At 71.9% G+C, this 21250-nt stretch carries 23 protein-coding genes; 4 read left to right on the top strand and 19 right to left on the bottom strand.

All coding sequences use genetic code 11. From position 1 onward, the window contains the following. The first annotated feature begins 8 nt into the window (after positions 1–8). Entirely contained in the window at positions 9–1037 is a 1029-nt protein-coding gene (locus OOJ98_RS17670) for a hydroxyacid dehydrogenase (RefSeq protein WP_267055850.1), read from the top strand. A 76-nt stretch (positions 1038–1113) separates the two neighbouring features. Next, a complete protein-coding gene (locus OOJ98_RS17665) occupies positions 1114–1809 on the top strand; it encodes an ester cyclase (RefSeq protein ID WP_267055849.1) in 696 nt (231 codons plus the stop codon). Between the two features lie 93 nt (positions 1810–1902). On the opposite strand, the gene groL is transcribed toward OOJ98_RS17665, so the two are convergent. The 4 genes from groL to OOJ98_RS17645 form a co-directional block, all read right to left on the bottom strand. Continuing rightward, positions 1903–3531 carry a chaperonin GroEL gene (gene groL, locus OOJ98_RS17660; protein ID WP_267055848.1) on the bottom strand — a complete coding sequence of 543 codons (1629 nt, stop codon included), beginning with the start codon at positions 3529–3531 and terminating at the stop codon, positions 1903–1905. A 138-nt stretch (positions 3532–3669) separates the two neighbouring features. Then, positions 3670–3978 (bottom strand): co-chaperone GroES, encoded by a 309-nt coding sequence (gene groES / locus OOJ98_RS17655; RefSeq protein ID WP_004955293.1) that lies wholly within the window; start codon positions 3976–3978, stop codon positions 3670–3672. Between the two features lie 331 nt (positions 3979–4309). Further along, positions 4310–5230, bottom strand: a complete 921-nt coding sequence (locus OOJ98_RS17650; protein WP_267055847.1) for a polysaccharide deacetylase family protein — start codon at positions 5228–5230, stop codon at positions 4310–4312. A 19-nt stretch (positions 5231–5249) separates the two neighbouring features. Continuing rightward, on the bottom strand, positions 5250–6143 hold the full coding sequence (locus OOJ98_RS17645; protein ID WP_267055846.1) for a polysaccharide deacetylase family protein: 894 nt from the start codon (positions 6141–6143) through the stop codon (positions 5250–5252). Between the two features lie 112 nt (positions 6144–6255). On the opposite strand from OOJ98_RS17645, the gene OOJ98_RS17640 reads away from it, so the two are divergent. Beyond that, positions 6256–7437, top strand: a complete 1182-nt coding sequence (locus OOJ98_RS17640) for a class I SAM-dependent methyltransferase (protein WP_267055845.1) — start codon at positions 6256–6258, stop codon at positions 7435–7437. Between the two features lie 411 nt (positions 7438–7848). Here OOJ98_RS17640 and OOJ98_RS17635 read toward each other — a convergent pair whose 3' ends face one another. The 10 genes from OOJ98_RS17635 to tsaB form a co-directional block, all read right to left on the bottom strand. Next, complete coding sequence (locus OOJ98_RS17635) at positions 7849–8214, bottom strand: hypothetical protein (RefSeq protein ID WP_267055844.1); 366 nt, start codon at positions 8212–8214, stop codon at positions 7849–7851. Between the two features lie 69 nt (positions 8215–8283). Then, on the bottom strand, positions 8284–8904 hold the full coding sequence (locus OOJ98_RS17630) for a hypothetical protein (protein WP_267055843.1): 621 nt from the start codon (positions 8902–8904) through the stop codon (positions 8284–8286). A gap of 80 nt (positions 8905–8984) precedes the next feature. Further along, complete coding sequence (locus OOJ98_RS17625; RefSeq protein WP_267055842.1) at positions 8985–9461, bottom strand: VOC family protein; 477 nt, start codon at positions 9459–9461, stop codon at positions 8985–8987. A gap of 190 nt (positions 9462–9651) precedes the next feature. Then, on the bottom strand, positions 9652–10008 hold the full coding sequence (locus tag OOJ98_RS17620) for a YciI family protein (RefSeq protein WP_267055841.1): 357 nt from the start codon (positions 10006–10008) through the stop codon (positions 9652–9654). A 153-nt stretch (positions 10009–10161) separates the two neighbouring features. After that, on the bottom strand, positions 10162–12330 hold the full coding sequence (helR, locus tag OOJ98_RS17615; protein ID WP_267055840.1) for an RNA polymerase recycling motor ATPase HelR: 2169 nt from the start codon (positions 12328–12330) through the stop codon (positions 10162–10164). A gap of 210 nt (positions 12331–12540) precedes the next feature. Next, entirely contained in the window at positions 12541–13380 is an 840-nt protein-coding gene (locus tag OOJ98_RS17610) for a polysaccharide deacetylase family protein (RefSeq protein WP_267055839.1), read from the bottom strand. A gap of 122 nt (positions 13381–13502) precedes the next feature. Continuing rightward, positions 13503–13754: a hypothetical protein gene (locus tag OOJ98_RS17605; protein WP_267055838.1), complete on the bottom strand. Its 252-nt coding sequence runs from the start codon at positions 13752–13754 to the stop codon at positions 13503–13505. Continuing rightward, on the bottom strand, positions 13751–14866 hold the full coding sequence (tsaD, locus tag OOJ98_RS17600) for a tRNA (adenosine(37)-N6)-threonylcarbamoyltransferase complex transferase subunit TsaD (RefSeq protein WP_267055837.1): 1116 nt from the start codon (positions 14864–14866) through the stop codon (positions 13751–13753). The genes OOJ98_RS17605 and tsaD overlap by 4 nt, the downstream gene beginning before the upstream one ends. Then, on the bottom strand, positions 14866–15348 hold the full coding sequence (gene rimI / locus OOJ98_RS17595) for a ribosomal protein S18-alanine N-acetyltransferase (RefSeq protein ID WP_267057005.1): 483 nt from the start codon (positions 15346–15348) through the stop codon (positions 14866–14868). Before rimI ends, tsaD begins: the two co-directional genes overlap by 1 nt. Positions 15349–15368: 20 nt before the next feature. Next, the gene (tsaB, locus tag OOJ98_RS17590) at positions 15369–16022 is read right to left on the bottom strand and encodes a tRNA (adenosine(37)-N6)-threonylcarbamoyltransferase complex dimerization subunit type 1 TsaB (protein ID WP_267055836.1); all 654 of its coding nucleotides are present in this window, start codon (positions 16020–16022) and stop codon (positions 15369–15371) included. A 91-nt stretch (positions 16023–16113) separates the two neighbouring features. On the opposite strand from tsaB, the gene OOJ98_RS17585 reads away from it, so the two are divergent. Next, complete coding sequence (locus tag OOJ98_RS17585) at positions 16114–16710, top strand: hypothetical protein (RefSeq protein WP_267055835.1); 597 nt, start codon at positions 16114–16116, stop codon at positions 16708–16710. 69 nt (positions 16711–16779) lie between these two features. On the opposite strand, the gene OOJ98_RS17580 is transcribed toward OOJ98_RS17585, so the two are convergent. The 5 genes from OOJ98_RS17580 to OOJ98_RS17560 all read right to left on the bottom strand — a co-directional run bounded on the left by OOJ98_RS17580 (position 16780) and on the right by OOJ98_RS17560 (position 21087). Next, a complete protein-coding gene (locus OOJ98_RS17580) occupies positions 16780–16956 on the bottom strand; it encodes a hypothetical protein (RefSeq protein ID WP_267055834.1) in 177 nt (58 codons plus the stop codon). A 152-nt stretch (positions 16957–17108) separates the two neighbouring features. Next, on the bottom strand, positions 17109–17618 hold the full coding sequence (gene tsaE / locus OOJ98_RS17575; protein WP_267055833.1) for a tRNA (adenosine(37)-N6)-threonylcarbamoyltransferase complex ATPase subunit type 1 TsaE: 510 nt from the start codon (positions 17616–17618) through the stop codon (positions 17109–17111). Continuing rightward, positions 17587–18822, bottom strand: coding sequence for an alpha/beta fold hydrolase (locus OOJ98_RS17570; protein WP_267055832.1), 1236 nt, complete (start codon positions 18820–18822; stop codon positions 17587–17589). The genes tsaE and OOJ98_RS17570 overlap by 32 nt, the downstream gene beginning before the upstream one ends. A gap of 31 nt (positions 18823–18853) precedes the next feature. Continuing rightward, positions 18854–20002: an alanine racemase gene (gene alr / locus OOJ98_RS17565; protein ID WP_267057004.1), complete on the bottom strand. Its 1149-nt coding sequence runs from the start codon at positions 20000–20002 to the stop codon at positions 18854–18856. A 77-nt stretch (positions 20003–20079) separates the two neighbouring features. Next, positions 20080–21087: a L,D-transpeptidase family protein gene (locus OOJ98_RS17560; protein WP_267055831.1), complete on the bottom strand. Its 1008-nt coding sequence runs from the start codon at positions 21085–21087 to the stop codon at positions 20080–20082. Between the last annotated feature and the right edge of the window lie 163 nt (positions 21088–21250).

The raw sequence follows: 21250 nt of genomic DNA, 5'->3' as shown, positions 1-21250 counted from the left end.
GTCCCACCATGCACCACACCACTGACAACCGGCCCGCCCTGCTGCTCGCGATGGGCCCCGGCATCGCCGGCCACCTTCTCGCCGACCGCCACCGCACCCGGCTCGCCGCCCTCACCCGTACCGACCCGCACCTCGTCGCGCACGACCTGGCGGCGCCCACGGCGGCGGTCGCGAAGGCCCTCGCCGATGCCGAGGTCCTGCTCACCTGCTGGGGCGCTCCCCCGCTCACCGCGGACGTCCTGGACGCGGCCCCGCGCCTGCGCGCGGTCGTCCACGCGGCGGGCTCCGTCAAGCACCACATCACCGACGCCTGCTGGGAGCGCGGCATCGCGGTGACCTCGGCCGCCGCGGCCAACGCCCTGCCGGTCGCCGAGTACACGCTCGCCGCGATCCTCTTCGCGGGCAAGGAGGTGCTGCGCTCCGCCCAGCGCTACGCCGAGCTGCGCACCGCGCCCGCGTGGCTGAGCAGGACCGAGCACACCGGCAACTACCGGCGCACCGTCGGCCTGGTAGGCGCGTCACGCATCGGGCGGCGCGTGATCGAGCTCCTGCGCCCGTTCGACTTCGAGGTCCTTCTGTACGACCCGTACATCGACGGAACCGAAGCGGCGTCCCTAGGCGTTGAACAGGTGTCCCTGGACGCGCTGTGCGCCCGCAGCAGCGTCGTCTCCGTCCACGCGCCCCAGCTTCCCGAGACCCACCACATGATCGACGCGCGCCGGCTCGCCCTGATGCCGACGGGCGCCACGCTGATCAACACCGCCCGCGGCTCCCTGGTGGACGAGCCGGCCCTGCTCGCCGAGCTCCTCTCGGGCCGTCTGCACGCGGTCCTGGACGTGACGGAGCCCGAACTGCCGCCCCGCGAAAGCCCGTTGTACGACCTGCCCAACGTGCTGCTCACCCCGCACATCGCCGGCTCCCTCGGCAACGAGCTGTACCGCATGGCGGATCAGGCCCTGGACGAGGTGGAGCGCTTCGCGGCCGGCCTGCCGTTCGCGGACCCGGTGCACCCGGCGGCCCTGCACCACTCGGCGTGACTCACGGCCACCCCGCCAAAGGGGCGATATATCACTAAACTGGTGATATCGCCCCCATAGTCATCCGGGAGGAGTCATGACGTTCACGCAGGTGATCGACTTCAGGACCGAGCACTTCGGTGACCTGGACCGGCTCATGGACCGTTGGATCGATCAGACCAAGGGCAGACGGACCGCCTCCCACAGCCTCATCGGCAAGGACCGCGCCGACCGGAACCACTTCGTCGAGATCATCGAGTTTCCGTCGTACGAGGAGGCGATGGCCAACTCCAAGCTCCCGGAGACCGACCGGATCTTCGCGGAGATGGTCGCGCTGTGCGACGGCGCGCCCACCTTCACGGACCTGGATGTGGTGCGCAACGACCAGTTGAACGCGTCAACCGCCCGCCGCTTCTTCCACGAGATCGCCTCGGGCGGCAACCTCGACGCCATCGGTGAGGTGTTCGCCGACGACTACGCCGACCACGATCCGCTCAAGGACGAGGACACGGTCGTCGGCTCCGACGGGATCCGCTCCGACGTCGCCGGGTGGAGGGCGGCCTTCGACTTCACCTTCGAGCTCGACCGGCAGATCTGCGAGGGCGACGACGTGGTGACGCTGTGGACCCTGCGGGGCACCCACACCGGCGAGTTCATGGGGTTCGCGGCCACCGGCAGACCGTTCAGCGTGACCGGCACGACGATCTTCCGGTTCAAGAACGACCTGATCCAGGAAGGCTGGTGGCACTGGAACGCCATGACGCTGATGAAGCAGCTGGGCCTCTCGGGCTGAACGGCCGGCCACCGCGACGGAGAAGGCCCCCGCCCCGCCGGAACGGCGGGAGCGGGGGCCTTCGCGCGTGGTGCGGGCCCGACGTCCAGGACGTCAGTGGGAGTGGCCGTGACCGTGGCCGTGACCGGCCTCGGGCTCCTCCTCGGCCGGCTTCTCGACGACCAGGGTCTCGGTCGTGAGCAGCAGGGAGGCGATGGAGGCGGCGTTCTCCAGGGCGGAGCGGGTGACCTTGACCGGGTCGATGACGCCGGCCTTGACCAGGTCGCCGTACTCGCCGGTCGCGGCGTTGAAGCCGAAGCCCTTGTCGAGCTCGCTCACCTTGGAGGTGATGACGTAGCCCTCGAGGCCGGCGTTCTCGGCGATCCAGCGCAGCGGCTCGACGACGGCGCGGCGGACGACGGAGACGCCGGTGGCCTCGTCGCCGGTCTTGTCGAGGTTGCCCTCGAGGACCTTGGCGGCGTGCACCAGAGCGGAGCCACCACCGGAGACGATGCCCTCCTCGACCGCGGCGCGGGTCGCGGAGATGGCGTCCTCCAGACGGTGCTTGCGCTCCTTGAGCTCGACCTCGGTGGCGGCACCGACCTTGATCACGCAGACGCCGCCGGCGAGCTTCGCGAGGCGCTCCTGGAGCTTCTCGCGGTCCCAGTCGGAGTCCGTGGCCTCGATCTCGGCCTTGATCTGGTTGACACGGCCCTCGACGTCGCCGCTGTTGCCACCGCCGTCGACGATCGTGGTGTCGTCCTTGGTGATGGTGACGCGGCGCGCGGTGCCGAGCACCTCGAGACCGGCCTGGTCGAGCTTGAGGCCGACCTCTTCGGCGATGACGGTCGCACCGGTGAGGGTGGCGATGTCCTGGAGCATGGCCTTGCGGCGGTCGCCGAAGCCCGGGGCCTTGACGGCCACGGCGTTGAACGTGCCGCGGATCTTGTTGACCACCAGGGTGGAGAGCGCCTCGCCCTCGACGTCCTCGGCGATGATCAGGAGCGGCTTGGAGGCGCCGCCCTGGATGACCTTCTCCAGGAGCGGGAGCAGGTCCTGGATCGAGGAGATCTTGCCCTGGTTGATCAGGATGTACGGGTCGTCGAGGACGGCCTCCATACGCTCCTGGTCGGTGACCATGTAGTGCGAGAGGTAGCCCTTGTCGAAGGCCATGCCCTCGGTGAACTCCAGCTCCACACCGAAGGTGTTGGACTCCTCGACGGTGATGACACCGTCCTTGCCGACCTTGTCCATGGCCTCGGCGATGAGCTCGCCGATCTGCTTGTCCTGGGCGGACAGCGCGGCGACGGCGGCGATGTCGGTCTTGTCCTCGATCGGACGGGCGGTCGCGAGGAGCTCCTCGGACACGGCCTTGACCGCGGCGTCGATGCCCTTCTTCAGGGCGGCCGGGGACGCGCCGGCGGCGACGTTGCGCAGACCCTCGCGGACCAGCGCCTGGGCCAGCACGGTCGCGGTGGTGGTGCCGTCACCCGCGATGTCGTTGGTCTTGGTCGCCACCTCCTTGACGAGCTGGGCGCCGAGGTTCTCGTACGGGTCGTCGAGCTCGACCTCGCGGGCGATGGTGACACCGTCGTTGGTGATGGTCGGGGCGCCGAACTTCTTGTCGATGACGACGTTGCGGCCCTTGGGGCCGATCGTCACCTTCACCGTGTCGGCAAGCTTGTTGACGCCGCGCTCAAGGGCGCGACGGGCGTCCTCGTCGAACTTCAGGATCTTCGCCATGGGAGCGGTTCAGCCCTCTCGAAAACTCGGGTTAATGACACTGCGCCCCTCGCCGCCCGGCAATCAGCGGGGTGACCAGGGGCGCAGCTCTCAAAGCATTCGCTTCGAAGAAGTACTTCGATGAATTACTTCGGTGAATTACTTCTCGATGATCGCGAGCACGTCGCGAGCCGAGAGGACGAGGTACTCGTCGCCGTTGTACTTCACCTCGGTGCCGCCGTACTTGCTGTACAGAACGACGTCGCCGACCTTGACGTCGAGCGGCAGGCGCTCGCCGTTCTCGAAGCGGCCCGGACCCACAGCGAGGACGGCGCCCTCCTGGGGCTTCTCCTTCGCGGTGTCCGGAATGACCAGGCCGGAGGCCGTGGTCTGCTCGGCGTCGAGCGGCTGGACCACAATGCGGTCCTCAAGCGGCTTGATGGCAACCTTGGAGCTGGCGGTCGTCACGATCCGGTCTCCCCCTTCGGAGATCTCACGGGGTTAACTGTTTGGGGTGGCGACCAGGTGGATCCGTCGTCGCGGGTGCCGGACCTGCCCGTCGCTGTGTTGGCACTCTCCGGTGGGGAGTGCCAGAAGCGAGACTAGGACGGCGGTTAGCACTCGGTCAAGCGGAGTGCCAATCTCGCGCCTGCGCGGCGGACCGCTCCGGGGACGCCGGGCCGTCGGCGCCGCGCCCGCACCACGGGCCGCGGGGCTCAACTGGCCTCCCTGTCCTAGGAGTTGACCCGCGAGGGCGGACGGCGCCGGCCGACAGCGGGGCGACCCGCGCGGCGACCGCTCACAGATAGTCCTCCAGGCGGCCCACGGTGAAGCCGCGGGCGCGGATGTGTTCGAGCACCTGCGCGGTCATGCGGGCCGTGCTCGCACCGGGCCCCGGCAGCCGGGTCCGCACGATGTCCCCGGGGCGCAGCATCCGGGCACCCTCGGCGTAGCGCAGTCCGTCGGCCGTCATCGTGACGCGGGCCAGCACCAGCGCGCGCACCCCGCACTCCTTGGCGGCGCGTACGGTGCGCGCGTCGTAGGAGCCGTACGGCGGCCGGAACAGCCGCGGGCGGGTCCCGTACCGGGCGGCGAGCCGGTCCTGCTGACCGCAGATCTCGGCCCGCTGGCGGGCGTAGCCCAACGTCCGCAGATCGGGGTGGCCGAGCGTGTGGCTGTAGATCCCGGCACCCAGGGCACGCAGGGCGTCGACGCGGGCGCGGGCGGCGAGGGCGGCAGCCGTCGTGCCGGCGTCGGAGGCCGAAGCGGCGGCGGCACCCTGATCGGCATGCGCGCCGGTGCCGGAACCGGCGTCGGCGCGGGCCTCGTCGCCGGCGAGGAAGAGGGCGACGGGCAGCCGGAGGTCACGGACCATGCGGGGGAAGGCGGGGTCCGTGAGCGGCCCGTCGTCGTAGGTCAGGAAGACCACCTTGGCCCGCACGGGTACCCGGTCGACGACGAACGGCACCCCGGGCCCGCCCCGGCCCTCCGTCGGCCGGGGTGCGGGCCCGAGCGGGGCGGCGAGGCCCCAACGCCGGGCGGCGGCCATGCGCGCGTCGGAACCGGGGGGCGGCACGGTGTGCCGGGCGGCCTTGCGCCCGAGCCGTTTGAAGGGGGCGACGGGCGCGGTCGGCTCCGAGCAGCCGGCCAGCGGCCCGAGCAGCGCGCAGGCCGCGAGCAGTCCGGCCAGGGCGGCCCGGAACCGGCGCGCCCGCCTCACCTCGGCTCCCCGGACCGGCTCACACGTAGTCCTCCAGACGGGCCACGGCGTACCCCTTGTCCGTGATCACCTTCATGACCTGGCGGACCATGTCGGGCATGGTCCCGTTCCAGTCAGCGCGCCCACGGAAGTGGGTCAGGATGATGTCGCCGGGGTGCAGGTCCTGGTCCCACTCGCGCCACTCCATGTGGTCGGTGAAGGCCTCCTCCGCCCACAGGGGCGCGGCCTGGATCCCGCACGACTGGGCGGCCTTGAGGGTGTCCTCGTTGTAGTTCCCGTACGGCGGCCGGAACAGCCGGGGACGCTTGCCGGCCCACTGGCCGATCTTGTCCTGCTGGTCGCAGATCTCGTGCCGCTGCTCGTCGTAGGAGAGCGCCGGCATGTACCGGTGGTTCAGGGTGTGGTTGTTGAGCGTGACCCCGAGGCCCTGCATCTTCTTGAAGTACTCGTGGTTGTCCTTCACGAGGTAGTCGCTGAGGAACGCGCTGTAGGGGATGCGCAGTTCCTGCATCATCTTCAGGAAGGTCGGGTCCTTCTCGGCGCCGTCGTCGATCGTCAGGAAGACGATCTTGTCCTTGGTGGGGACGGTGGTGAAGACGGGCGGCAGCGAGTCGCCGCCGTCGGTCTCGAACCCCGGCCGGTTCTTGATCTTCGGCTTGACGGCGGGCGCGGCCGGCGCGAGCAGCGGGGCCTTGGCCAGCCCCCACTTCTTGACGGCGGCGAGCCGGGCGGTCTCGGCCTGCTTGAGCTGCTCGGCCTGGCTGACGGGCCGCTGCTTGGCGGCCTGCGGCCCCGGCCGGCCCGCGCCCGCTTCCTCGGAGGAGCAGGCGGAGGCGAGCAGGGCGGCGGCGAGGGTCAGAACGGCGCAGGCGGCCTTGGTTCTGATTTTTCCCTTTTGTCGTACTAGTTGCATGGCGTCGGATCCTGTCAGGCGCGGGCCCCGCCGCCCGTACGACACCGCGATCACGGGCCCACCATCGCCCGCCTGGCCCACAGCGGGGCCGCCGCTGGACGACAATGACGGGGTGAACGACCTCGACACCTTCGCCCTGCTGCTGGCCGACGAGGGCCGCGCCCTGCTCGCATCCCTGCGGGAGTACGACCCCTCCCAGGAACTCGCGGTCGCCACCCGGCTGCGCCGCGACCACGACGCTGCGCTGGTGTCGGCGGCGCTGGGGCAGGCGCGGCTGCGGCAGCGGGCGGTGGCGAAGTTCGGCGCGCAGGACGCACACCGGATGTTCTTCACGCCCAACGGTGTCGAACAGTCGACGCGCACCTCGGTCGCCACCCACCGCGCGCGGGCCTTCGCCTCGCGGGGGGTACGCAGCGTCGCCGACCTGTGCTGCGGCATCGGCGGAGACGCGCTCGCGCTGGCGCGGGCCGGGATCTCGGTCCTCGCGGTCGACCGCGACCCGCTGACGGCGGCGGTGGCCCGCGCCAACGCGGCGGCGCTGGGCCTCGCGGAGCTGATCGAGGTGCGCTGCGCGGACGTGACCGAGATCGACACGGCGCCGTACGACGCGGTCTTCGTCGATCCCGCCCGGCGCGGGGGGCGGGGCCGCATCTTCGACCCCGAGGCGTACTCGCCCCCGCTCTCCTGGGCGACCTCGGCGGCCCTCGCCGCGCCCTTCGCGGCGCTGAAGATCGCGCCCGGCATCCCGCACGAGGCGATCCCGCCGCAGGCCGAGGCGGAGTGGATCTCGGACGGGGGCGATGTGAAGGAGGCGGTGCTGTGGTTCGGCACGGGCGTGACGCCGGGCGCGGTCCGCGCGACCCTGCTGCCCGCGTCCGCCTCGCTGTGGACGGCCGCGCCGCTCGCCGCGCCGCCGGTGGGGCCGGTGGGGCGCTATCTGTACGAGCCGGACGGTGCGGTCATCCGCGCGCATCTGGTCGCCGAGGTCGTCGAGCGGTGCGGGGGGCGGCTGATCGACGAGACGATCGCGTACGTGACGAGTGACGAGCGGTACGCGTCGCCGTACACCTCGGCGTACGAGATCACCGATCAACTCCCGTTCAACCTAAAGAAGTTGAAGGCGTTGCTGCGGGAGCGGGAGGTGGGGGTGCTGACGGTGAAGAAGCGGGGGTCGGCGGTGGAGCCGGAGGAGATCCGGCGCCGGGTGCGGCCGAAGGGGCCGAACGCGGCGACGGTCTTCCTCACCCGGGTAGCCGGCGCCCCCACCATGCTCGTAGGCCACCCGGCCCCCTGACCCGGTCGACGCCGGGTGCCCTACAGGGGGCGCGAGGCTGCAGCCTTTGCGCGGCTCCGCCGCGGCGGGCGCGGGCTGCGACTCCGGGTGCCCTACAGGGGCGCGGGGAACTGCGCGAGACGCGGGCACGGTCCGCACCCGAAAGCGGGGTTGCTGGGGCTCCGCCCCAGACCCCGAGATGACCCCACCCCACCCCTTCCCGAAACCCTCCGGGGGCAGGAAAGGGGCCGAGGTACAGACCCCTGGGGCTCCGCCCCAGACCCCGTTCGCGCCCGAAAGGCGCTCGTCCTCAAACGCCGGACCGGCTGAGGATGCCGCTAGCACGCACCCTGCCAAGGGGGAGGGATGCCGACGCCGGGCACCCTGCCAAGGGCAGCCCACCCAGGGGCGCGGGGAACTGCGCGGGTGGGGTCAGGCCAGGTCCGTGAGGTCTTCCGCGTAGATCTGCGCGAGAGGCTGAGGCCCCACGTACTGCTGACAGTTGCACCGCCCCGACTCGAACCGCAGCGGCTTCTTGTTCTCGTCCCAGGCGACCGGAACCTCAACCCGCTCATGACACTTCCCACCCTTGTCATGCTTGGCCAAGTGGTGCGTGCACCCGCACACCGGCTCCGGCGGCTTGTGCGCGGCCTCCACGGCGAGCCGTTCCTGCTTGGCCGCCTCCAGCCGCTCCATCTTCCGCTCGTGCCGCGTCCTCAGCGCCGTCCGGGCGTTGTCGATCGCCCAGCCGAAGCCGCCCATCCAGAAAACGATCAGGATCCACCAGTACCAGGCCATGACGACCGTCCTTCCCCCGGGGCCGTGCCCCCGCATGACGCGGCGACACCCCAGGATAGGACGCGGGGTTCAGCGCGGCCCCGCCGCCGCCAGGGAACGCTGCACCCAGCGCCGGTACGCCGCCGCCTTCGCCACGCCCGCGAGCCCGGTGAGCCAGCAGATCAGGCCCAGCCCCATGCCGTACACGACGAGGGCGTACGTGTCGTGGCCCGGCGCCGCGGTCGCCGGCAGCACCAGGCACACGGCCAGGCCCGCCGCGCACAGCAGCACCGAGGGCACCAGCCACGCCAGGCTGAGGCCCGGCCTGGCCAGGTTGCGGTCGAGCACCGGGTCGTGGTCCAACTCGGCCCACTGGTGCAGGAGTTCGCGTATCCGGCGGTCCTTGCGCAGCCCGAACCCCACGGCGAGGCCCGCGGGAATCATCACCCCCACGCCGAGCAGCAGCAGAAGCACGCCCACGATCGCGGTGAGGACGTCGGTGAGCGAGGTGAGCGCCGCGCCGACCAGCGACCAGCCCAGCGCGAAGAGCGCCGCCCACAGCCAGAGCAGCCCGAGCCGCCCCGCCCCCAAGTACCCCTTGGCCAGCGCCTCCAGAGCCTGGGCGCGGTCGGCGAGCAGCGCGTTGCGGTCGCGCCAGGCACGTATCTCGGCCGGTGGCGGAGAGGGAGGGAGCGGCGAACTCGACGACATGCGCCAGAGGTTATCGGGGCCGCCCCCGCGCCCGGTGCCCGACCTGGGTCATGTTCACAACACTCGACCGAAACCCTTCGCTACGCGTCCCGCATCGCCTGGAGGTCGAGCTTCTTCATGTCCATGACCGCGGCCATGACCCGGTCGGACTTCTCCGCGCCGGAGGCGAGCAGCTCGGGCAGTTCGGCGGGGACGATCTGCCAGGACAGGCCGTACTTGTCCTTCAGCCACCCGCAGGGCCCCTCCTCGCCGCCCTCGCTCAGCCGCGTCCAGAACCGGTCGATCTCCTCCTGGTCCTCGCAGGCCACCGCGAGCGAGAGCGCCTCGGTGAAGGTGAACTGCGGGCCGCCGTTGAGGGCGGTGAAGTGCTGGCCGGCGAGGAAGAATTCGACGGTCATCACCGAGCCGGTCTCGCCCCGCCCCGAGGCGGCGTAGTGGGTGATCCCCACGATGCGCGAGTCGCCGCCGAAGATGGCGATGTAGTGGTTGGCCGCCTCCTCCGCCTGGCTGTCGAACCAGAGGAAGGGGGTGATCTTCTGGGTGATCTTCGCGGTCATCGTCGGCCTCCTAGCCGTCGCCGGTCCCGTGGTGGGCGGCTTCAACGGGGTAGACCGGACCCGCGCGCGGAACTCATCGCGGTTCGGCCGGGAACCACCGCCCCTTGCCGTGGACCGGCCGTACCAGCAGATCACCGCGGCCACCGGGCGGCAACATCTGGCTCCGTGCCGCCGGGTGGCCCGCCGTGCCCTAGCCCTCCGCGATCTCGCGCACCTCGGAGGTGACGTCCCACTCCTTCTCGTGGACCTGGAGGAAGCGCTTGGCCCACTCCAGCGCCTCCGCCTTGTTCTTGGCCTGGATGATCGCGTAGCCCCCCACGACTTCCTTCGTCTCGGTGAACGGGCCGTCGGTGACGGTCAGCTCGCCGCCGTTCCAGCGGATCCGGGTGCCCTCGGCGGTCGGGGTGAGCCCGGCGGTGTCCAGGAGGACCCCGGCCTTGGTCATCTCCTCGATCAGGTCGCCCATCCGCTGCATGAGCTCGGGGCTGGGGCCGCCCTCGGGGGCGTTGTTCTCGTCGATGCGGACCATCGTCAGGTAGCGCGGCATGGCCGGTCTCCGTTCTGTGCGCGACTGCGTACGGGGTGCGGGGTGCGGGGAGGGTTTTCCCCGCCTCTCACTCCTACGTCGAACGGAGCCCGGCCGGATCGACACCACCCCGGAAGAATCTCGTGGATTCCCGCGGAGCCGGGAACCGGGTGGTCAGGACGACAGGACGACGAGCCGCTGGGTCGCCCTGGTCATCGCGACGTAGCGGTCCACGGCGCCCTCGATGCCGGTGCCGAAATCCTCCGGGTCGACAAGGACCACCAGGTCGAATTCGAGGCCCTTGGACAGCTCCGGGCTCAGCGAACGCACCCGGGGCGTGGCACGGAACCCGGGGTGCCCGATGACGCAGGCGGTCCCGTCCGCGTGCGCGGCGAGCCAGCCCTCCAGGACCGCGTCCAGCTCCCCGACCGACCCGTACGTCACCGGGACGCCGCCGCTGCGCACGGAGGTCGGCACATTGGCGTCGGGCAGCGCGGCCCGGATGACCGGCTCGGCCGCCGCCATCACCTCTTCCGGGGTGCGGTAGTTGATGCCGAGCGAGGCCACCTCGGCCCGGTCGAGCCCGATCCGTTCCAGACGCTCCGGCCACGACTCGGTGAACCCGTGCCTGGCCTGCGCGCGGTCCCCGACGATGGTGAAGCTGCGCGAGGGGCAGCGCAGCAGCAGCATCTGCCACTCCGCGTCGGTGAGCTCCTGCGCCTCGTCCACGACGACGTGCGCGAACGGCCCGGCGAGCAGGTCCGGCTCGGCGGTGGGCAGGGCGCTCTCGTCGATCAGGGTGTCCTGGAGGTCCTTGCCGCGCAGCATCCGCAGCGCGCCCTCGCTCTCGTCGCCCCCGGACTGAAAATCGGAGGCCGAGAGGATCTCGTCGATGACCCCGGACATCCGCTCCCGCTCGGCGGCGACCACCGCTTCGTGGCGCCGCCTGCGGCGCTCGGCCTCGGGGTCGCCGAGCCGCTGCCGGGCGGCGTCCAGGAGCGGCAGATCGGACACGGTCCAGGCCTGCGCGTCGGTGCGCCGCAGCCGGCGTACGTCGTCGGGCCCGAGCCAGGGCGCGCACATCCGCAGGTAGGCGGGGACGGACCACAGGTCGCCGACGACATCGGCGGCCTCCAGGAGCGGCCAGGCACTGCCGAGCGTCTCGGCGAGCTCCGGGTCCTGGAGCAGCGCCTTGCGGAACTCCGCGGGGGTGACGTCGTCGCCGTCGTACTGGTCGAGCAGGATCGTGACGAGGGCCTCCCTGACCAGTTCGCGCCCCTCGTTGTGCGGGGTGCCGGGGCCGGGCGCCGCGAAGGCCTCGGCCCAGTCGTCGGCGGTGAGCCGGAGGTCGGCCCAGGGGGTGCTCACGGTCATGGCCGAGGCGGGCGGCTCCTCGTAGAAGGCGACGGCCTTCTCGACGGCCCGCACCATGGCGGCGGAGGCCTTGAGGCGGGCCGTCTCCGGGTCGCCCTCCTCCTGGGCGTCGGCCCCCTCGGCGACCAGGTCGCGCAGGATGCACGTCTGTACGCCCTCCTCACCGAGGCTCGGCAGCACGTCGGAGACGTAGTCCAGGTAGGGGCGGTGCGGGCCGACGAACAGGACGCCGCCGCGCCGGTGGCCCAGGCGCGGGTCGGAGTAGAGCAGGTAGGCCGAGCGGTGCAGGGCGACGACGGTCTTGCCGGTGCCGGGGCCGCCGTCGACGACGAGCGCGCCGCGCGATCCCGCGCGGATGATGGCGTCCTGGTCGGCCTGGATGGTGGAGAGCACGTCGCGCATCCGCGCGGAGCGGTTGGTGCCGAGGCTCGCGATGAACGCGGACTGGTCGTCGAGGGCGGCGTGCCCTTCGAGCCCGTCGGTGCCGAACACCTCGTCCCAGTAGTCGCTGATCCGCCCGCGCGTCCAGCGGTAGCGGCGGCGGCTGGCCAGGCCCATCGGGCCGGCGTGGGTCGCCGCGAAGAACGGCTCGGCGGCCGGGGAGCGCCAGTCGACCAGGAGGCGGCGGCCCTCGCTGTCGGTGAGGCCGAGCCGGCCGATGTAGAGGGGCTCGGTGTCGTCGGCGGCGACGATGCGCCCCAGGCACAGGTCGAGGCCGAAGCGGCGCAGGGTGCGCAGCCGGCCGGTGAGCTGGTGGACCTCGATGTCGCGGTCCATGGCGGCCCGGCCGATGCCGCCGGGTGCGCGGCGCAGTTCGTCGAGGCGGCCGGAGAGTTCGGTGATCGTCTGGTCGAGGGTGCGGGCGATGGCGGCGAAGTGCCGCTCGTCGCCCCCGATCAGCGCCGGATCGGCCTTGGCCGCGAGACGGCCGGGAAGGTCGAACGCGCTGGAGGATTCAGAAACCGACAACTGCCCACGCACTTCGTGAAACTCCCATGTCCGCAGGTACTGGCCCGAGGCCAGTGATTCTGCGGCACGACGGGGGCCTTGCCGCAAGCCCCCCAGTGCGCTATATCTTGATAGTGGCGAGGAGAGCACGTGCTCCTTGCCTTTTGTTTTTCCCGCTCCGCGTGCGCCCCGCGTGAGCATTCCGGCCGAGGATCCCGGCCGCGCCGCCGTTTAGACGTAGTCCTCCAGGCGGGCCACCGTGAAGCCCTGTTCCTGTATGTGGCGCAGCATGTTGGCGGTCATCTGCGTCATGGACGTGCCCTTGAGTTCCTTGGGGCCGCGGAAGTGCGCCAGGATGATGTCGCCGGGGTGCAGCTTCTTGTCGCCGCGCTGGTACTGCATGTTGGTGATCTGCATCGTCTCGCGCCAGAGCACCATCGCCCGGATGTCACAGGCCTTGGCGGCCGCACGGGTGTTCTCGTTCCAATTGCCGTACGGGGGCCGGAAGAGGCCGGGCGCCTTGCCGTACTCCTTGCCCAGTTTCTTCTCCTGGGTGCATATCTCGTTCTTCTGCGCGGCCTCGCCGAGGGTGCGCAGATTGGGGTGCGAAAGCGTGTGGTTCTCTATGGAATTGCCGAGCCCCTGGAGCGGTTTGAAGTAGCCGTAGTCGGAGCGGATGATGTCGTCGGTCAGGAACATCGTGAAGGGGACCTTCAAGTCCCGCATCATCTCGACGAACTTGGGGTCCTTCTCGGCCCCGTCGTCGAACGTCACGAAGACGATCTTTTCCTTGGTGGGAATGTCGCTCACCACCGGCACCTCGCCCGGCTTCGCCTTCACCGGCTTCTCGGCCGGCGGCGCGGGCGGCGCCGCGAAGGGCTTGAGCCCCCACTTGCGGTACGCGGCCCCGGTGGCGGCCGCGTCGTCGCCCGGGGAGGCCGCCGGGGGCGTACCGCCGTTCTTGCCGCCCGGGGTCGCGGTGGACGCGGCGCTGCCGCCGCCCCCGCCCGACGAGCAGCCCGCGACCATCAGAAGACCGAAGAGAGCCGCACCGACAGCCTTCTTGCGCACGACAACCCCGCCCCATCACTGACCATGTCCGTCATCAACCTACGCACAGGTTGATGACATAAATGGTCGCAGGGTTGCCTCAATCGATCGAACCACGACAGCCGTGGCGGCCGCGACTCCGGTCAGCCAACCGATTCGAAGCGCCAGCGGTGCACCGGCCTGGCCACCAACCCGCCCGCCGGATCGGGGAGTTCGGGCAGCTCGGCGTCGTACGGCGCGTCCCACCACGTGATGACGAGGACCCGGTCGCCGGGCGCGCGCAGCACCTCGCGGCGCGACGGCGAACCGGCGGCGGGCTGTTCCCGCACCCAGGCGAGCAGGTCGGCGCCCCGGCCCTCGACCGCACGGGCCTCCCACATCAGCGCGACCGTCATGAGTACAGGTTCTTCTTGCTGACCTCGTGCACATGGTCGTGGTCGTGCCCGGGGGCATGCGCGTGCGCCTCGCCCGGTACATGCGGCTCGGTCACCGGAAGCGAGGAGTCCGCCGAGAGCTCCAGGTCGGAGCAGGGCCGGTTCCTCGCCACCATCTCGGCGCCGAGCGCGGCGACCATCGCGCCGTTGTCGGTGCACAGGCCGGGCCGCGGCACCCGCAGCCGGATGCCGGCCCGCTCGCAGCGCTCCTGGGCGAGCGCGCGCAGCCGGGAGTTGGCGGCCACGCCGCCGCCGATCATCAGGTGGTCGACGCCCTCGTCCTTGCAGGCCCGTACGGCCTTGCGGGTCAGCACGTCCACCACCGCCTCCTGGAAGGACGCGGCCACATCGCGCACCGGCACCTCCTCGCCCGCCGTGCGCTTGGCCTCGATCCAGCGGGCCACCGCCGTCTTCAGGCCGGAGAAGGAGAAGTCGTAGAGCGGGTCGCGGGAGCCGGTCAGGCCGCGCGGGAACGCGATCGCCTTCGGGTCGCCCTCGCGCGCGAGCCGGTCGATGACCGGGCCGCCGGGGAAGCCGAGGTCGAGCACCCGGGCGATCTTGTCGAAGGCCTCGCCCGCGGCGTCGTCGATGGTGGCCCCGAGCGGCCGGACATCGGCGGTGATGTCGGGGGCGAGCAGCAGCGAGGAGTGGCCGCCGGAGACGAGCAGCGCCATCGTCGGCTCGGGCAGCGGCCCGTGCTCCAGCTGGTCGACGCAGATGTGCGAGGCGAGGTGGTTGACCCCGTACAGCGGCTTGTTCAGGGCGTACGCGTACGCCTTGGCGGCCGAGACTCCGACGAGCAGCGCGCCGGCGAGCCCGGGGCCCGCGGTGACCGCGATGCCGTCGAGGTCGCGCGCGGAGATACCGGCGGTCTTCAGGGCGCGCTCGATGGTGGGGACCATCGCTTCGAGGTGGGCCCGCGAGGCGATCTCGGGGACCACGCCGCCGAACCTGGCGTGCGTGTCCACGCTGGAGGCCACGGCATCGGCGAGCAGCGTCGTCCCGCGGACGATACCGACGCCGGTCTCGTCGCAGGAGGTCTCGATGCCCAGTACGAGCGGTTCGTCAGCCATCAGTCAGTCTCTTCTGTTCCTTGGACATATTCCTGGACGGTCAGTCGCATCACGAGCGCGTCGACGTTGCCCGGCTGGTAGTAGCCGCGCCGGAAGCCGATGGGCTCGAAGCCGAAGCGCTCGTACAGCTTCTGGGCCCGGGTGTTGTCCACGCGCACTTCGAGCAGGACCTCGTCGCACTCGAAGGCGGTGGCGTGCTTGAGGAGGTCGGTCAGGAGACGGGCGCCGAGCCCGGTGCCCCACTGGTCGCGGGCGGCGGCGATGGTCTGGACGTCGCCGAGGTCACCGGCGGCGGCGAGCCCCGCGTACCCCACCAGCCGCGCCTCTCCGCCGTCGAAGGTCTCGGCGACCACGTAACGGCGGGTGGCGCCGGGCCCGCGCGCGTGGGCGAGCTCGGACCAGAACATCCCCTCGGACCAGGCGTCCTCGGGGAAGAGTTCGTGTTCGAGGTCGAGCACGGGCGCAATGTCCCACCAGCGCATCTCGCGCAGCGACGGAGGGGTCACTGGGGGGTGACCACCTTGTAGTTCTTGGGCACCTGCGCGTCCGGCCTGCGCAGGTACAGCGGCGTCGGCGGCAGGAAGGGCGAGCCCGCGGCGAGCTTCTCGGCGGCGAGCGAGGCCAGGGCGCCCGCCGACTGGTGCTCGGGGCCGAGCGCGGCGGGGAACGCCTCCGGGTAGAGCACCGCGCCCTGGCCGACGACGGGCAGACCGCTCAGCTCGCCGGCGATGTCGGCGGGCCGGTCGACACCGGGGTCGCCGGCGCGGGTGCGGAAGTCGTCGTAGCGGGCCCAGTAGACCTCCTTGCGGCGGGCGTCCGTGGCGACCACGAACGGCTCCTCGATCCCGGAGGCGTAAGCGAGCCCGTCGAGGCTGCACAGCCCGTGGACGGGCACGCCGAGCACCGAACCGAAGGTCGCGGCGGTGACCAGGCCGACGCGCAGCCCGGTGTAGGGGCCGGGGCCGACCCCGACGACCAGGTCCGTCACGGCGGCGAGGTCAAGACCGGCCTCGGCGAGCACCCGGTCGACGGCGGGCAGCAGCAGCTCCCCGTGCCGGCGGGCGTCGATCTGGCGGGCCTCGGCGACGACGGACGTGCCGTCGTGCAGGGCGACGGTGACGGCGGGGGTGGCGGTATCAACGGCGAGCAAGAGCACGCGAACAGCCTACGACCAAGGCGGCGGGGGCACGGCGTCCCGCCCGAGCCGTCACCTGCTGCTACCGTCAGCCGCAGGTATGACCGTAGACATGCACGTACGTACGAAAGGGGAAGCCCAGGTGGCAAGGAGCAGCACGGGATTCGTGGCCGGGCTCACCGCGGCCGCTCTCGCGGTGGTCGGCTTCCTCGCCTACCAGGCTTCGGCGAGCGCGCCTCCCGCCGCCGACCTGGCGGCTCCGAGCAGCGCGTCGGCCTCGGCCAAGCCGTCGAACGTGCCGCCCGCCGGCTCCCCCGCGAGCAAGCCCGACCTCTCGGTGCCGGCCAACTCGGGCACGGGCGTACGCGTCGTGTATTCGCTGAGCGCGAAGCGGGTGTGGCTGGCGGGCGTCGCGAAGACGCCGAGGACCTTCGCGGTCGTCCCCTCGGCGGTCAGCCCGAAGCCGGGCACCTACATCGTGACCTCGCGCACCGGGCACACCACGGGCTCGGACGGGGTGGCCATCGAGCACGTCGTGGTCTTCACCACCGCCAAGAACGTGGTGGTGGGCTTCAGTGCCGCCGTCAACGACTCGATGTCGAGCCCGAAGACGGAGAAGAAGACCGGCGGGATCCGCATGCAGCGGGCCGACGGCGACGCGATGTGGGCGTTCGCGACGCACAACTCCAAGGTCGTCGTCGTCCCGTAGCGGGCGCTGCCGTCACCCCCTGAGGGGCCACCGCCCCGGGGCGCGCCCGCGCGACGCCACTCGATAGGACTACGCCGCGTCCTGGCGGACCTCACCCTCGTCGGCGACCGGAGCGCTCTCGCGCGGCGGGGTCGACACGGCGCTCGCCGCGGCGCACGAGGCGAGCAGATCGTGTATCGACACCCCGGGCGGCACCGGGACGCCCCGCGGGGCCTGCGGCTTCGCTTCGCGTTCCGGCACGGTCATGGCGGCCTCCTGAGGCTGCGGAAGAAGGCGCGGTTAGGTAGACCTAACCAGGTCTCTTCCTCCATGTGACCACGCCCGGTACGACCGGCGCAACATTTTGCCGACGTCTTGTCGGAACGTACGGCGCCCTCAAGCCGCGCCCCACCGCCGCCTCAGAGGTTCTCGAGCCCGGCGCCCGCCCAGCGCGCTCCGATTCCGGTGACGGTCACCGTCCTGCGGTCGTCGTCGCTCTCGCCCACGGCGCGGTCGATGAGCACCTGGAGCCGGTTGTCGGAGAGCTCCTCGACCTTGCCCTCGCCCCATTCGACGACCACCACGGACTCGGGCAGCTCCACGTCGAGGTCGAGGTCCTCCATCTCGTCGAGGCCTCCGCCGAGGCGGTACGCGTCCACGTGCACCAGGGCGGGGCCGCCGGTCAGGGAGGGGTGGACCCGGGCGATGACGAAGGTGGGCGAGGTCACGGCGCCCCGCACGCCGAGGCCCTCGCCGAGGCCGCGGGTCAGGGTCGTCTTGCCGGCGCCGAGCTCCCCGGTGAGCATCACGAGGTCGCCGGGGCGGAGCAGTTTGGCGATGCGGCGCCCCAACTCCTGCATTTCGGAAGGGGAGTCGAGGGTCAGGCGGGTGCCGGCGTCAGCGGCCGGGCTGCTGTGCGGTGCTTCCATACGTCCCAACGTTAGCGGCCCCCGGCACCGCACCGACCCGGGCGAGCAGGTCCGCGAGGCGGTCGGTGACGGTCTCGGGGTGCTCCAGCATCACCAGGTGCCCGCCGTCCGGCACGATGACCAGCTCGGCGTCGGGCAGCAGATCCGCGATGGCCTCGCTGTGCGAGCTGGGCGTGACCAGGTCGCGGTCGCCCGCGAGGACCAGGACGGGGACCTCCGCGAAGATCGCGAGCGCCGCCGTCTTGTCGTGGTCGGAGAAGGCCGGGTAGAACTCCGCGACCACGTCGATCGGGGTGCTCTCGATCATCCGCTCGGCGAACCGGGCGATCGCCGGGTCGACGTCCTTCGAGGAGAACGAGTAGCGCTTGATCATGCCCGCGAACAGGTCGGCCGTGGCCCGCCGGCCCCGCTCCACCAGCTCGGCCTGCGAGCCCAGCGCCTTGAGGACGCCCGGCAGCACCCGCCGCACCGCGTTGACCCCGGCGACCGGGAGCCCGTAGTTGACCTCGCCGAGCCTGCCCGACGACGTACCGACGAAGGCGACGCCCACGACGCGGTCGCGGATCAGCTCGGGGTACTGGTCGGCGAGGGCCATGATCGTCATGCCGCCCATGGAGTGGCCGACCAGGACGAGCGGGCCCTCGGGCGCCGCCGCGTCGATGACGGCCTTCAGGTCACGGCCGAGCTGGTCGATGTCGATGGGCACGCCGTCGCGCTGGGCCTTGCCGCGGTCCGAGCGGCCGTGGCTGCGCTGGTCCCAGTGGACCGTGCGCAGCACCCCGCGCAGCGCGGCCCGCTGGAAGTGCCAGGAGTCCTGGTTGAGGCAGTAGCCGTGCGAGAACACCACGGTGACCGGGGCCGGGACCTTGCGTCCGAAGAGCCGGCGCTTGCGCGGACCGTGGGCGCCCGCGTCCGGCTCGGCCTCGTCGCTCTCGTAGTACAGGACCGTTCCGTCGTCGCCGACCGCCCGGCCCGGCGCGCCCCGCAGCGACCCGTAGGGACCCGTCGCGTCGAGGGCGAGCCGCGCCTTCCTGCGCATGCCGCGCCCGACCGTGAGCCGCTCTATGGCCACGCCGGCCGCCGCGCCCGCGGCGACCACGCCTATCGCGGCGCCCGCGATCGAGGCGAGGCGCCAGTTGCCCACCGCCGACTGTGCGTCCTGGACCGCGGACACGACGGCGTCCCCCGTGCTGGTCTCGCTCACCGTGCCGCTCCGCTCCTGCTCGTAGCCGCTCTTACGCTTCCTCGCCGGCCGACGCGTGGACGTAGACGCGGGGAACCCGCGCGCCGATGCGCGTCACGATCTCGTAGGCGATGGTGTCCGCCGCCCGCGCCCAGTCCTCCGCCGTCGGCTCTCCCCCGTCGCCCGGACCGAACAGCACCGCCCGCGCGCCCGCCTCGACCGTGTCCCCCTCAAGGTCGACCACGAACTGGTCCATGGCAATGCGGCCCGCCGCGGTCCGCACCTTTCCGCCCACCAGGACCGGGCCCCGCCCGGACGCGTGCCGCGGAATGCCGTCGGCGTAACCGAGCGGGACGAGACCGAGGGTGGTCTCGCTCCTGGTGACGTACTGATGCCCGTAACTGACGCCGTGACCCGCCGGAACGTGCTTGGACAGCGCCACCGACGCGGAGAGCGTCATGACCGGACGCAGCCCGAGTTCCCGCGCGGTGCCCAGCTCGGGCGCGGGCGAGACGCCGTACATGGCGATGCCGGTGCGGACGAGGTCGAAGTGGGACTCGGGGAGGGTGAGGGTGGCCGGCGAGTTGGCGATGTGCCGCACCTCGGGGGTGATGCCCGCCTTCTCCGCGTACGCCGTCATCTCCTGGAACACCGAGAGCTGGGCCGCGATCGAGGGGTGGCCCGGCTCGTCGGCGCAGGCGAAGTGCGACCAGAGGCCGGTGACCCTCACCCCGGGGGCGGCGAGCGCCGCGTGCACCAGTTCCGGCCAGTCGGCGGGCTGGCAGCCGTTGCGGCCGAGGCCGGTGTCGGCCTTGAGCTGGACCCTGGCCGTGCGCCCGGCGGCGCGGGCCGCCTCGATGACCTCGCGCAGCGCCCACATCCCGCTCACCGAGACGTCGATGTCCGCCTCGACCGCCTCGCGCCAGGGGCCGCCGGGCGTCCACAGCCAGCACATCATCCGGCCCTCGACGCCGGCCGCGCGCAGGGCGAGCGCCTCGTCGGGGGTGGCGGTGCCGATCCAGGCGGCGCCCGCCTCCTGCGCGGCCCGCGCGCACGGCAGCGCGCCGTGCCCGTAGGCGTCCGCCTTCACCACGGCCATGAGCTGCGCGCCCGGTGAACAGGCGCGCAGCGTCCGGACGTTGGCACGCAGCGCGCCCAGGTCGATCTCGGCGCGGGCGCGCTCGGCGGGGTATTGAGTCATCGCGGTCATCGCGCCAAGTCTCTCAGAGCGTACGAGGACCCGGATTGTGCCGCGGGACACATCCGCCCCGGTGCCGCTCAGGTGCCCTCGCGGTGCCCCCACACATAGACGCCGTCGCCGGTGCGCAGGGCGTTCCAGAGGCTGCGCGCGTCGGCGAGGGTGAGGTTGACGCAGCCCTGGCTGCCGACGGTGGTGTACACGCTGTGGTAGATCGCGTGGAAGGCCTGGCCGCCGTCGAAGAACTGGGCGTAGGGCATGGACTGGTGGTAGATGGTCGACCAGTGGTTCTTGTGCCGCCAGTAGACCTTGTGCCAGCCGGCCCGGGTGGGCAGCGAGGCCCGTCCGCTGCGGATCGGCACCGGACCGTACGTCACCTTCTTGCCGGTCTGTACCCACATCAGCTGCCGGTTGAGGTCGACGCAGGCCACCCGCGTCTTCTTCACGGGGCACTTGTGGGCGGCGTTGGGGTTCTTGCGCGCGGACAGGAACTGCATCCGCGACCAGGTGACCGGGCCCGCGAAGCCGATGGTGGGTGAGATGCCCTGCGCCTGCTGGAACTTGCGGATCGCGGCGCAGTCCGCGGGCGACTGCCGCCCGTCGGCCTTCAGCCCGAGCCACTGCTCGACCTGGCGCTGGTGCGGCCCGGTCCTGGTGGTGCAGCTGCCCGGCTTGGCGGCGACCTCGCTGCGCGGTACGTATTCGACGAGGCGGTACGCGCCGGCCGGCGCCTCGGCGGGCTCGGCCCGGTCCTCGTCGGCGCCCGGCTGGTAGACGAGCGGCGGCAGCACCTGGTCCGGCGTATCGACCGGCTCCGCCTGGGCCTCGGCGATGCCGGGCACGAGGGCCTCGCTGGGCTCGGGGGCGGAGTTGCCGGGCGCGGGGGGCGCGGGTTCGCCGGGGACGGCGGTGCTGGCGCCCGGGGTGGTGCCGGGGGCGACGGTGCCGGGTGCGACGGGTCTGAGGCTCGGCGGGGGTGGGGGGTCGCCGGGGGCGGGGGCGGCGGCTCCCAGGGTGAGTGCGGCGGCGAGGGCAAGGCCACAGGTGCCCCATTTGTAGCGATTGCTACGTGAATGTCCTGGTGTCATTCCCCCAGCGAACCCCCCGCCCCCGGCGTGTCGCGGAAGCCGCGCGGTGCGTGTCACCCCGGGGGTGGGTTCACCGCCGCCCCGGTTCGCTCTTCGGGTGCGGACCGCGGGGACCGGGCGCGCAGTTCCCCGCGCCCCCCGGGCGGCACTGGTGCCGTCCGGC

Source organism: Streptomyces sp. NBC_00083 (genome assembly GCF_026343295.1).
GTDB lineage: Bacteria > Actinomycetota > Actinomycetes > Streptomycetales > Streptomycetaceae > Streptomyces.
Note: the sequence above shows the minus strand (reverse complement) of the source record. Positions and strands in the feature narration are given on the sequence as shown.